The 12,802-nt window shown below is 37.2% G+C and carries 14 protein-coding genes; 10 read left to right on the forward strand and 4 right to left on the reverse strand.

Translation table 11 applies throughout. The features are described from left to right. Positions 1-6 precede the first annotated feature (6 nt). Complete coding sequence (locus QNH29_RS08205) at positions 7-2,166, reverse strand: ATP-dependent Clp protease ATP-binding subunit (protein ID WP_283864323.1); 2,160 nt, start codon at positions 2,164-2,166, stop codon at positions 7-9. 196 nt (positions 2,167-2,362) lie between these two features. Here QNH29_RS08205 and QNH29_RS08210 point away from each other — a divergent pair, with 196 nt between their 5' ends. Continuing rightward, positions 2,363-3,400 carry a YkvI family membrane protein gene (locus QNH29_RS08210; protein ID WP_283864324.1) on the forward strand — a complete coding sequence of 346 codons (1,038 nt, stop codon included), beginning with the start codon at positions 2,363-2,365 and terminating at the stop codon, positions 3,398-3,400. Between the two features lie 49 nt (positions 3,401-3,449). On the opposite strand, the gene QNH29_RS08215 is transcribed toward QNH29_RS08210, so the two are convergent. After that, positions 3,450-4,061, reverse strand: a complete 612-nt coding sequence (locus QNH29_RS08215) for a CPBP family intramembrane glutamic endopeptidase (RefSeq protein WP_283864325.1) — start codon at positions 4,059-4,061, stop codon at positions 3,450-3,452. A 150-nt stretch (positions 4,062-4,211) separates the two neighbouring features. On the opposite strand from QNH29_RS08215, the gene QNH29_RS08220 reads away from it, so the two are divergent. Then, positions 4,212-4,331 carry a DUF6254 family protein gene (locus tag QNH29_RS08220; protein WP_283864326.1) on the forward strand — a complete coding sequence of 40 codons (120 nt, stop codon included), beginning with the start codon at positions 4,212-4,214 and terminating at the stop codon, positions 4,329-4,331. 49 nt (positions 4,332-4,380) lie between these two features. Here the strand turns inward: QNH29_RS08220 and QNH29_RS08225 are convergent, their stop codons facing one another. After that, entirely contained in the window at positions 4,381-4,569 is a 189-nt protein-coding gene (locus tag QNH29_RS08225) for a YkvS family protein (protein ID WP_063251529.1), read from the reverse strand. A gap of 231 nt (positions 4,570-4,800) precedes the next feature. On the opposite strand from QNH29_RS08225, the gene QNH29_RS08230 reads away from it, so the two are divergent. From QNH29_RS08230 to QNH29_RS08265, 8 genes are all read left to right on the forward strand, one after another. After that, a complete protein-coding gene (locus QNH29_RS08230; RefSeq protein WP_283864327.1) occupies positions 4,801-4,995 on the forward strand; it encodes a protein YkzS in 195 nt (64 codons plus the stop codon). A gap of 55 nt (positions 4,996-5,050) precedes the next feature. After that, entirely contained in the window at positions 5,051-6,541 is a 1,491-nt protein-coding gene (glpK, locus tag QNH29_RS08235) for a glycerol kinase GlpK (RefSeq protein ID WP_283864328.1), read from the forward strand. A gap of 327 nt (positions 6,542-6,868) precedes the next feature. Next, positions 6,869-7,135 (forward strand): phosphocarrier protein HPr, encoded by a 267-nt coding sequence (locus QNH29_RS08240; RefSeq protein WP_221820464.1) that lies wholly within the window; start codon positions 6,869-6,871, stop codon positions 7,133-7,135. Then, positions 7,135-8,847 (forward strand): phosphoenolpyruvate--protein phosphotransferase, encoded by a 1,713-nt coding sequence (ptsP, locus tag QNH29_RS08245; protein WP_283864329.1) that lies wholly within the window; start codon positions 7,135-7,137, stop codon positions 8,845-8,847. The genes QNH29_RS08240 and ptsP overlap by 1 nt, the downstream gene beginning before the upstream one ends. A 113-nt stretch (positions 8,848-8,960) precedes the next feature. Further along, positions 8,961-9,746: an SDR family oxidoreductase gene (locus QNH29_RS08250; protein ID WP_283864330.1), complete on the forward strand. Its 786-nt coding sequence runs from the start codon at positions 8,961-8,963 to the stop codon at positions 9,744-9,746. An 85-nt stretch (positions 9,747-9,831) separates the two neighbouring features. Further along, entirely contained in the window at positions 9,832-10,305 is a 474-nt protein-coding gene (locus QNH29_RS08255; RefSeq protein WP_283864331.1) for a hypothetical protein, read from the forward strand. Between the two features lie 155 nt (positions 10,306-10,460). Next, positions 10,461-11,339: an NAD(P)-dependent oxidoreductase gene (locus tag QNH29_RS08260; RefSeq protein WP_283864332.1), complete on the forward strand. Its 879-nt coding sequence runs from the start codon at positions 10,461-10,463 to the stop codon at positions 11,337-11,339. 68 nt (positions 11,340-11,407) lie between these two features. Further along, the gene (locus tag QNH29_RS08265; RefSeq protein WP_283864333.1) at positions 11,408-11,587 is read left to right on the forward strand and encodes a hypothetical protein; all 180 of its coding nucleotides are present in this window, start codon (positions 11,408-11,410) and stop codon (positions 11,585-11,587) included. A 37-nt stretch (positions 11,588-11,624) separates the two neighbouring features. Here the strand turns inward: QNH29_RS08265 and QNH29_RS08270 are convergent, their stop codons facing one another. Next, a complete protein-coding gene (locus QNH29_RS08270; RefSeq protein WP_283864334.1) occupies positions 11,625-12,779 on the reverse strand; it encodes an aminotransferase A in 1,155 nt (384 codons plus the stop codon). Between the last annotated feature and the right edge of the window lie 23 nt (positions 12,780-12,802).

Genomic DNA, 12,802 nt, shown 5'->3' on the forward strand with positions numbered 1-12,802 from the left:
TTCCAATTAATGAACGTTTACACTTACTGCTGCTGTTACCTTCAATTGTTCATCTTCTAAAATGGCAGATAATTTATTTGCCTCAGGCTGGTCTAAAATATAGTCTGCAATTTTATCTTCAATATGTTCTTGAATTACTCTTCGAAGCGGGCGTGCACCGAATGCTGGATGGTAGCCTAGCTCCGCAAGTTTTTCTTTCGCTTCAGGTGTAATCGTAAATTCAATATTTTGATCTTTTAATGTTTCCTGTAAATCATTAACCATTAAATCGACGATTTGCATGATATGCTCTTTTTCAAGTGAGTTAAATTCGATAATACTATCAAAACGGTTTAAGAACTCTGGCTTGAAAAAGCTGCCCAAAGAATCAAGGATAGAAGCCTCTTCAATTGCTTCGTTTGTTCCAAAGCCAACATGGATAGTTTTGTGTCCCACACCAGCGTTGCTCGTCATAATGATTACTGAATCCTTAAAGCTTACTGTCCTTCCTTGACTATCTGTCAGACGTCCATCTTCGAGAATCTGTAAAAACATATGCTGAACATCTGGATGAGCTTTTTCAATTTCATCTAATAAAATGATGCTGTAAGGGTTTCTTCTGACTTTTTCAGTCAGTTGTCCTGCCTCATCATGCCCTACATATCCTGGAGGAGAACCAATTAATTTGGAAATACTGTGTTTTTCCATATACTCACTCATATCGAGACGAATCATTGATTCTGTTGAACCGAATAATTCCTCAGCCAATGTTTTGGTGAACTCGGTTTTACCGACGCCTGTTGGTCCGACAAATAGGAAAGAGCCAATCGGACGATGTTTTGATTTTAAGCCGGCGCGGCTTCTTTTAATGGCTTTTGAAACCTTTTCTACAGCTTTCTTCTGACCGATGACTTTTGCATTTAAGCTTACCTCAAGAGCTTTAAGTTTTTGCTGCTCATCCTCTTGTAATTTGCCAACAGGAATACCGGTCTTTTGTTCAATGATTTCATGAATATGTGATAGCTCAACAACAGGTCTGTTCATTTCTGAAGTTTCAGTTAACTTTTTCTCAAGTAAAACTTCTTCATCACGAAGTGTGGCAGCTAATTCATAATTCTCATTTTTGAGAGATGTATCTTTTTGAACAGCTATTTCTTGTAAACGTTTCTCAATCTGATCCTTGCTATGACCTTCCAAAGTAAGGTTTATTTTAGATCCTGCTTCATCAAGTAAATCAATCGCCTTATCTGGTAAGAAACGATCCTGGATATAACGGTGAGACAACTGAACACAAGCTTTTATAGCAGCATCAGAATAGGTTACTTCATGAAAATCCTCGTATTTATTCTTAATCCCTTTAAGGATTTCAATTGCTGAATCAGGTGTAGGTTCAGCTACTTGAACAGGCTGGAATCTTCGTTCTAGTGCTGAATCTTTTTCGATTTGGCGGTACTCTTTCAGTGTTGTTGCGCCTACAAGTTGAAGTTCGCCGCGTGCAAGAGCTGGTTTTAATATGTTACCAGCATCCATGGAGCCTTCAGCTGAACCCGCGCCAACCAGGAGATGAATCTCGTCAATGAAAAGAATTATATTTTTACGCTCCTGTAATTCTGCTATCAACTGCTTCATTTTTTCTTCAAATTGCCCGCGAATACCAGTGTTCGCGACCAAAGAAGCCACATCTAGTAAATAAACTTCTTTATTTTTTAATTTACCAGGTACCTTCCCATCTACTATTTTCAATGCTAAACCTTCGGCGATAGCGGTTTTACCGACACCTGGTTCGCCAATTAACACCGGATTGTTTTTATTACGACGATTCAATATTTCGATGACCCTTTTAACTTCTTCATCACGGCCAATTACAGGATCAATGAGACCAGCAGTAGCCATATGAGTTAAATTGCGGCCAAATTGATCAATAAACCCTCCCTTGTTATTCCGAGCATTTTCAGAAGAAGGTGTCTGCCCATTTAGATGGTTATTTTCAGTTCCCTTTATATTAAAAAATAAATCATTAAATGGAAAACTAGGGAAGGAGCTCATTTTTGGACCGATTCCTGAATGGAGAGCGTTTTTATTGTTTGTATAACATTCATGACACAGCTTCATATTGCTGTGTTGACCGTTGATGTTTAAATTTAACTGAACATTTGCTTGGTTTTGATTACATAATTGACACAGCATAATATAAAACCTCCTACTAAACATTTGTTTGATTTTGACTATATTTGACCTTGTGGAAATAGTATACTTTGACCTTTTTTGACTTTCAAGTAATGTGCCTATGGTAATTTTTTCATGTAACAAATTACGCTTGTTTAAAAAAAGCTCGTCTTTGTTTGTCCTCTTGCTCATATATTGTATTTGAGGGGGAGATGAGGTGAAAAAGAATTGGTCAGCAGCATTTCAAATCGCCGCAGTGTACGTTGGTACAGTAGTGGGGGCTGGATTTGCTACAGGAAGGGAAATCGTTGAGTTTTTCTCACGGTTTGGCTTCATTGGCTTTTTAGGTATTTTGTTGAGCGGCTACCTCCTAATCGTACTAGGCTCAAAGTTAATGAGAATTGCTGCTCGAATTAATGCGGTTTCATACCAAGAATTTAATGTACACTTGTTTGGGAAATGGGCAGGCAGGGGTATTAATATAATTATGCTTTTTATGCTTCTTGGAGTAAGTGCCGTAATGCTTGCTGGTGCAGGAGCAGTGTTTGAAGAGCAACTGGGCCTAACGAAAAATTTAGGGGTTTTTATAACGATTTTTCTGTCCTTTATCGTTATGCTGGTTGGCACTAAGGGGTTATTTGCAGTCAATTCGTTTGTTGTACCTATCATGGTTAGTTTTAGCCTTATGTTAATGTCACTTTCCATAAAACAGTCGGATTTTGTAAATCAATTACTATTTGTACCACATGTAGAGGATAGCTGGAAAAGTATGCTGGCTCCTTTTTCTTATACAGCATTAAACCTAGCTTTAGCACAGGCAGTGCTCGTTCCGATTGCCAATGAAATTAAAGATGATTGGACTATAAAGTGGGGCGGTATTTTAGGAGGAGCAGCTCTAACTCTCATTTTAATTTCCAGCCACTTTACATTAATCATGCTGCCAAATCTAGAGATTTATGAGATACCGATGGCCATCATTATGAAGCAAATTGCTCCTTTTTTTTATTGGATATTTGTACTTGTTATTTATGGTGAAATCTTCACATCGGTTATTGGAAACGTTTTTGGACTAGACCGTCAATTAAAGCAGTTTGTTCAAGTTCCTACTTTCATTACAATTTCAGTTATTTTTATCGTATCTTATCTAATCAGTCTTATTGACTATAGCAAGTTATTGTCTAATCTTTACCCATTGTTTGGCTATATTAGCCTATTCTTTTTTATCCTGCTATGGAGGAAGCCTCTGAATGAATAAATCATAAAAATAGGAAAAGCCTTGTCAATTATTTTGACATGTGCTTTTCCTATTTTAATGGAAGTATAATAAAAATCATAATGTCAAAGACAATATGCGAAACAATAACTAAAGGCATACTTTTCTTCCATATATATAAAGCACCCCACATAAGACCAGAGAGGAAAGCAGCAAGCATTAGAATAAATGTTCCTGAATAGATATGAACAGAGGCATAAAGCAGAGCAGCAATTAAAATACTCTTTAAAGGACTGAAGTAACGGAGTAGTCTTTTCTGAACAAATCCGCGCCAAAAAAGTTCTTCACCAGGTGCTGCAACTAAAATTAGTGCAAGGTATTGCCAAAATAACTCAGGAGCAAACCAACGGTAGAGCTTTTTAATACTTTTTTCAAAAGGCAAGTTTAGCAGGTCAAAGGCTTGTACTCCCAGCCAAAATAAAAAAAAGAGTATTAGTCCCGATATTATTCCCATTGAGATATATTTGAAAAAAGACGCTTCATCCTCGACAGCTTCTTGAAACATCGCGTAAGTAATTAAAATCAGAAGTGAACCAGTAAATATGTACCAGAATATAGCTCGGTCATAAAAGGTGAAATACATAAGAGCATGAGCAAGAATTAGCCCAGTGATTAACCGAAGATCAAAAATGCTATTCCGCATCTTTTAATTACCTCCTTCCTTACAATAAAATTTATTTTAACAAAAATAATTTATTAAAGGAAATGTTTACATCACACTTTTGAATGAATCCAATAATAAGAACTAAGAAATTGCAAAAAATATAAAAGTAAAGAGAAAGGAGGAAAAACATTGACCAAATCCCAAAGCCAACAAGAGCGACAATGGACAGTTCGTAAACAAGACCAAAACCCTCACGGAAAAGTAAAATCCAAAGACGAGCTTTTAAAAGAAGCAGGGCGAGAAAAATAATAAATAAAAAGGCAGCCTTTCGGCTGCCCTAATCTACAAAGCTATTAATTTAATAAGCGCTTTCTTTTACTATCTTATAATTTTTATGGTTTACAACAGTCCGCTGGTCCAATTCTAAGTCTCTATAATTATCCATAAGTGTTAGGTCGACTATTACAGAGTTTTCATTGACCTTTTCTACAATACCTTTTAATCCGCCGCGAAATTCAATGACATTTCCTACTTCTGCTTTTTTCAATTAGTCTCTCTCCTTTACCTGACAATCTATATATATTCATTTAAGTAACAGTTTGCACTACTTTATATGTTTCGTAAAGGCTTTTTTTTGCCAATTTTGTTAATTATTAATAAAATAAACGAAAAAATGCAATCGTTTACATTTAAAGATGATATTTTTAAGGTAAATTGTTTAAATATTGACTACCGAAGTGGACCTTACTATAAAATGGGAATAAAGGTGGTGCAGTTTATGAACGATCAGTTTGTGCAAGAAGTGTTGGAAAAACTAAAAAACGGTGAGCTGTCAGAGTTCTATGTTAAGAAAGAAGATTTTATGGACTTTCGTCAAGTCCTTGTTAAGAGGGATGACTTTAAACATTTTCGCGGCATAGGTCAACGGGGTGGAGATGTACTATATCAATATTTAAAGGAGCCTAGAAGCTAATATAAAGTAATCTAGTAAAGTAAAAATAAAGCAAATAGTGAAAAGGGGGATTTCAATGGAGACGTTTATTCTCTCTATAGACCAAGGGACAACAAGTACACGGGCTATATTATTCAATAAGCAGGGGGGAATTGTTTTTGTAGCTCAGAAAGAGTTTACTCAGTACTTTCCTAAACCTGGCTGGGTAGAGCATAACGCAAATGAAATATGGGGTTCCGTTTTATCCACTATTGCGGAGATATTTGCTGAATCAGGAATTAAACCCGAGCAGATTGCTGGGATAGGTATCACGAATCAACGAGAAACTACGGTCATTTGGGATAAAGAGACAGGTGAGCCTATCTATAATGCAATCGTTTGGCAATCAAGACAAACGAGTGATATTTGTGAGGAATTGAAATCAAAGGACTACGATGATCTTTTTCGCTCAAAAACGGGTCTATTAATAGATGCCTATTTTTCCGGGACAAAGGCTAAGTGGATTTTGGATCATATTGATGGTGCACGCGAAAAAGCGTTGAAAGGTCAACTTTTATTTGGAACTATTGATACCTGGATTGTATGGAAACTGTCAGGAGGCCGTGCTCATGTTACTGATTACTCCAACGCCTCAAGAACATTAATGTTTAATATTCATGAGCTCCGGTGGGATGATGAATTATTACGGATATTGGACGTTCCAAAATCTATACTGCCTGAAGTAATGCCATCCTCTGCCATTTATGCGAAAACAGTTGATTATCATTTTTTCGGGAGGGAGATACCTATCGCGGGGATAGCTGGTGATCAGCAGGCAGCACTTTTCGGGCAAAACTGTTTCGAAAAAGGGATGGCTAAGAACACTTATGGTACAGGTTGCTTTATGCTGATGAATACAGGTAATATAGCCGTGCGGTCTAAGAATGGGTTATTGACAACGATAGCATGGGGACTTAATGGTAAGGTTGAATATTGCCTTGAAGGAAGTATTTTTGTTGCTGGTTCTGCGGTTCAATGGCTCCGTGACGGATTAAGGATATTTAAAGAGGCGAAAGATAGTGAGTCCTATGCAGTTAAAGTGAAATCCACAGAGGGTGTATATGTGGTTCCTGCTTTTGTAGGATTGGGGACGCCATATTGGGATAGTGATGTAAGAGGGGCTGTTTTTGGTTTAACAAGAGGAACTACAAAAGAACATTTTATCCGGGCTACACTCGAATCTTTAGCTTATCAAACCAAAGATGTACTATCGGCGATGGTAGCCGATTCCCACATAGAACTTAAAACACTGCGCGTAGATGGCGGCGCTGTAAAAAATAATTTCTTAATGGAGTTCCAAAGTGATATTTTAGATGTACCAGTAGAAAGACCGACAGTTAGTGAAACAACTGCACTTGGAGCAGCATATCTAGCAGGACTTGCGGTGGGTTACTGGGAGAACCAAGAGGAAATTTCTAAACAATGGGCTACTGAGCAAAAGTTTGTTCCGAAGATGACCGATCAGGAGCGAAGTAGTCTCTATAGCGGGTGGACTAAGGCAGTAAAAGCAGCTATGGTCTATAAATAAGTTTAAAATAAATACTTTACGTAAGGAAATTTTTCTCAAAATCGGCTTATTTTTGTGGCTAATTTGTGAACATTTAAAAAAAAACGATTTGTCGATTTTTTAATGCGCTTACATAAAGTTTTATAGGTTGTCTGTACTGTTTGAACGTGTTATCCTAGCAATTGTACTAATTTGAAATAATAATAATAAAATGGACCCGCAACTTACATACTTCATTTCCTTTTGGAGAAAATATAACAATTAGTTCAGTTGTCTTATATGACTATAAGTGGTTATGCAGTATTAAGCGGCACCATTTTACATTAATGAGAAGGAGTTTGATTTAACATGGCAGAAAAACAATTTAAAGTAACAGCTGATACAGGGATTCACGCTAGACCAGCAACATTACTAGTACAAACTGCGAGCAAATTTGATTCTGAGATCAATTTAGAATATAAAGGTAAAAAGGTTAACTTGAAGTCAATTATGGGCGTTATGTCTTTAGGAATTGGTCAAGGTGCAGATATTTCTATTAGTGCAGAAGGCAGTGATAGTGAAGAAGCTCTAAGAAGCCTAGATGAATTATTAAAAAAAGAAGGATTGGCTGAGTAATGACATTTTTACAAGGAATTGCTGCTTCCAATGGGATTGCTATAGCAAAAGCCTATCGGTTAGTAGAACCAAATTTATCATTTGAAAAAAAGACAATTGATGATACTGCTTCGGAGGTAGCTCGTTTTCAAGCAGCAATTGAGAAATCTAAAGATGAACTTGAGGCCATTCGTGATCGTGCCCAGATTGAACTTGGTGCAGATAAAGCAGCTATCTTTGAAGCACATTTACTTGTTCTTACGGATCCAGAATTAAATGGACCGATTGAAGATAAAATTAAGACAGAAAAAGTAAATGCTGAAGCTGCATTAAAAGATACAGCAGACATGTTTGTTATGATGTTTGAACAAATGGACAATGAATATATGAAAGAACGCGCTGCTGATATCCGGGATGTTACAAAACGTGTACTATCTCATTTACTAGGCGTTCAATTGAGTAATCCAAGCATGATTGCTGAAGAAGTAATTATAGTTGCTGAGGATTTAACTCCTTCTGATACTGCTCAATTAAACAGACAGTATGTACTTGGATTTACTACCGATATTGGCGGACGGACTTCTCATTCAGCTATTATGGCTCGGTCAATGGAGATACCGGCAGTAGTAGGTACAAAAACAGCCACAGAAGAAATCAACAACGGTGACTTAGTTATTGTAGATGGTCTGAAAGGTGAAGTACATATTAACCCGACTCCAGAGCTTGTTGCCGAATACCGTAATATCCATCAGCAATTTGAAGCTCAAAAGATAGAGTGGGCTAAACTTGTAAATGAAAAGACTGTATCAGCGGATGACCATCATGTTGAGTTAGCGGCAAATATCGGAACGCCTAATGACTTAAAGGGTGTTCTAGCTAACGGCGGAGAAGGCGTAGGTCTATACCGGACTGAATTCCTTTACATGGGCAGAGACCAGCTTCCTACCGAAGAAGAACAATTTGAGGCTTATAAAGCCGTTCTAGAAGGTATGAATGGGAAGCCAGTTGTTGTACGAACTTTGGACATCGGCGGTGATAAAGAGCTTCCGTATCTTCAGCTGCCAAAAGAGTTGAATCCATTTTTGGGATTCCGGGCTATTCGATTATGCTTAGAGGAGCAGGAGATTTTCCGTACCCAGCTTAGAGCACTTCTCCGTGCAAGCATCTATGGAAACTTAAAAATAATGTTCCCGATGATTGCAACTCTAGATGAATTCCGTGAAGCCAAAGCGATTCTAGAAGAAGAAAAACAAAAGCTCATTGCTTCTGACCAAAAGGTTTCAGATCAAATTGAGTTAGGAATAATGGTTGAAATACCATCAACTGCTGTTTTAGCAGATCAATTTGCTAAAGAAGTTGACTTCTTTAGTATTGGAACGAATGACCTAATTCAATATACGATGGCTGCAGACCGCATGAATCAACGTGTATCCTACCTTTATCAGCCATATAGCCCATCTATTTTACGTTTGGTTAAGATGGTTATTGATGCTGCACATGCAGAAGGAAAATGGGCTGGGATGTGCGGTGAAATGGCTGGAGACGAAACAGCAATCCCGCTTCTTCTTGGTCTCGGATTAGACGAATTTTCAATGAGTGCTACGTCTATTTTAAAAGCGCGTTCACTTATTAAAAAGTTGAATAAATCCGAAATGGAGAACCTTGCTAAACAAGTATTAAATATGCAGACAACCGATCAGGTGATTGAAGCGGTTAACGCTGCTACAAAATAGAATTGATTTTAAAAGAGACAGAATGATTCTGTCTCTTTTTTTGTACATGTTTTAGAAATTAGAGGAAATTTTTAGTATAATGGTGATAGAAAGGTTCAAGGAGGATGGATCGGATGGATTTGAATTTGAGCGGAAAAACAGCAGTAGTTATGGCTTCAAGTCAGGGCTTAGGATATGCGATCGCAGAACGACTAGTCAGAGAGGGTGCGAATGTAATGATCTCTGGCCGAGATGAGGAAAAACTTATAACGAAGACTGCTGAATTAGAATCAATTGGTCCCGGCAAAGTTGCTTTCCAAAAAACAGATATAACTAAAGCTGAAGATATTAAAACACTTATCTCTAAAACAATTGAGGTATTTGGAAGTCTTCATTTACTTATCAATAATGCAGGTGGCCCACCGGCAGGAGCTTTTGAGGATTTAACAGATGCTAATTGGCAGAACGCCTTTGAACTAAATTTGCTATCATATATCCGTGCAATACGTGAAGCATTGCCATACTTAAAAAAGCAAAGCGGCAGAATTCTTAATATTGCCTCCTCTTCAATAAAGGAACCTATACCAGGCTTAATACTATCTAACACCTTCCGAACAGGTATTGTTGGACTTTCCAAAACATTAGCTTCAGAATTAGCACCGCATAATATCTTGATAAATACGATAGCACCTGGTCGAATTGCTACCGACCGTGTAAGACACTTAGATCAAATTAATGCTGATAAACAGGGTGTCGATATAGCAAGTGTTGAATTGTCAATGAAAGCACAAATTCCACTAAAAAGATATGGGACCCCGGAAGAATTTGCTAATATAGCGGTATTTCTCCTTTCCGATGCTAATACCTACATGACCGGGAGTTCTTTTTTAGTTGATGGTGGAATGATAAAATCTATTTAGCAAGGTGTACTTCTAAAATCAACCTCGTTTAACGTTTATTACCAGAAAAATATGGCTAAGGTAAAAACATAAAGGAGTGTTTATCATGCTGAGAAGTATAAAAATGGTTTTAGTTTTAGTAAGTATAATTCTAATAGGAACTTCACTTACTGGATGCGGACTTCCTCTCTCGAAGGAACTAATTGTAAACCGGTACGCGGATGCCTTGTTAACAAAGAATAATGAACTTCAATTTCGGTTTAGAATTAACAATGAAATCTTAGATAGACATGAACTATATAAGGTAAAGGTTACCATTCATGATGATCGCTTAGCTTCAGCTATTGGAAAAAGGGAAATTATATATGGTGAGGAACAGGTTCTAAATGGTGAATATTTAGAAGTAAAGGGTAAAAGTGAAAAATATATTTTCATGGATCCGCTTCCTTTAAAAAATGACTTACACATCCATGAACTTCAAACGATGATTGAAAAAAACCAAGCAGTTTCGATAGAGATATATAACAATCAAGAAGTTTTTGGGAGAGTATTCTTAACAAATTTTTCGTCAGAGCTTTGAAAAAGTGTTTATCACGTTTTTATCTAGGAGAGACTAAAAAGGTGCATAAATTTGGAGATTGAGCACGATAACCGGAAAGTACTTAGTTCCGGTTTTTTTGTGTTATAAATTATATAATTGAATTGTGAAATTAATAATTGGGGGATTGATATAACGTGCTTAATCCAGAAAATACAGTAATTGGTTTTATTGGGACAGGCGTTATGGGAAAAAGTATGGCAGGACACTTAATGGATGCTGGATATCCATTAATCGTTTATTCAAGGACAAGGGAAAAAGCCGGTGACCTCCTAGAAAAAGGTGCAATTTGGGGGGAGAATCCACGAGATGTAGCCTCAAACGCAAATGTTATTATTACAATGGTCGGCTATCCCTCTGACGTTGAAGAAATCTATTTGGGAGAAGATGGATTGGTTCATCATTCGAAACCTGGCAGTTATCTCATCGATATGACTACCTCTGCTCCATCACTGGCAGTAAAAATATTTCAAGCGGCGAAAGAAAAAGGTATTCACACGATTGATGCACCAGTTTCTGGCGGGGATATAGGAGCAAAGGAAGCAAAGCTTTCCATAATGGTCGGGGGTGAGGAAGAAGACGTTGAAATAATAAGACCGCTGCTAAATCTATTGGGTTCAAATATTGTCTACCAAGGGAAAGCTGGTGCAGGACACCACACCAAAATGTGCAATCAAATTGCCATAGCCTCTAATATGATTGGTGTTTGCGAAGCGATCATATATGCTGAAAAAGCGGGATTAAACCCAGATTCGGTTTTAAAAAGTATTACGACAGGCGCTGCAGGAAGCTGGTCATTAAGCAATCTTGCACCAAGAATGCTCAACGGTAATTTTGAGCCAGGTTTTTATATTAAACATTTTATTAAAGATATGAAAATTGCCTTAGATGAGGCCGAAGAAATGGACATGAAAGTTCCAGGTTTATCTTTAGCCAAAAACCTTTATGATCAACTTGCTAATATGGGTGAGGAAAATAACGGGACACAGGCTCTATATAAATATTGGAAGTCCTAACAGTTTAGAATAATTAACTCCTGATTTCAGAAACTATAATAGAAGCTGAAATAGGAGGGAAACTTTTTATGGCAAAAAGAACAAAAAAGAATGACCCACAGCAAAAAAATAAAAAGGGATTTGATTCTGCTGTCTTGAATGAAGAATTTGCTCATGAGATGGGTTCAGCTGCAACCAATAAAATTCATAAAGATAAAGCGAAAAAAGAAAAAGCACCGAAAAATAATGGGAAGTACAAAGGCCAATAATAAGATATACCCTCACTGTAATCAGTGAGGGTATTATTTATTTTTTCAAATTTAAAAATGTCTCGATTCGGTTTAATCCGGTTTCCAATGTTTCTTGTGAACAGGCAAAAGATAATCTAAAATAACCTTCCCCGTATTCAGAGAATGCACTTCCCGGAACTACCGCTACTTTTGCTTGATGAACCATCTCTAGAGCAAAGTCAAAACTATTTAAATGAAAGGAGTCAGGTATTTTTACAAAGAAATAAAATGCCCCATCTGGCTTGACTACATGAAGCCCCATTGCGGTTAAACGATTGAAAACATAGTCGCGTCTTATGATATATTCCTTCTTCATTGGAATTGCGTCATCGATTCCCGTTGTTAAAGCAGATAAAGCCGCTTTTTGCGCAATTGAATTGGCACAGGAAACGTTATATTGATGCACCTTTAATATGTGCTTAGTAATATGTTTCGGTGCATATAAAAACCCAATCCTCCACCCTGTCATTGAATGAGATTTTGACAATCCGTTAATTACAATCGTTTTCTCTTTTAAGTATGAAGCAATAGAAATATGGGGTTGATCATAAGTTAATTCACTGTAAATTTCGTCTGCAAGTATAAATATTTCTCTGTCTTTCAAGTAATCAGCAATTTCTTTTAACTCTGTCTCTGTGAGACTGACACCTGTTGGATTAGATGGATAAGGTATTACAATGCAACGGGTCTTATCGGTTATATAAGGTTTGATCATTTCTAAGGTAAATCTGAATTGATTATCCCTGATGTCGACATGAACGGGTACAGCTCCGCACATCCGTATGATGGGTTCATATCCTGGATAAATTGGTCCGGGCAATAGAACTTCGGTACCTTCAGTTAGTATGGTTCTAAATGTGATATCAATAGCTTCACTTGCCCCTACAGTAACAATGACCTCCGAATCTGGCTCATAAGCTAGATTGTATTTCTTTGCAACAAAACCACATGCGGCAGTTCGTAATTCGCTGATACCGGCATTATGGGTATAGGAAGTAAAATTTTCATTAATTGCTGAAATTCCAGCCTCTTTCACATGCTCTGGTGTCTGAAAATCTGGCTGACCGATTGTTAAAGAAATAACATCCTCAATGTGTGATACCATATTATAAAATTTCCTAATTCCAGAAACCTCGATTTCTTGGACTTTGGTATTAATTAAATGCTCCACCCTTGTTCATCCTTCCATTCGGT

The organism is Neobacillus sp. DY30, assembly GCF_030123065.1.
Classification (GTDB): Bacteria; Bacillota; Bacilli; order Bacillales; family Cytobacillaceae; genus Neobacillus.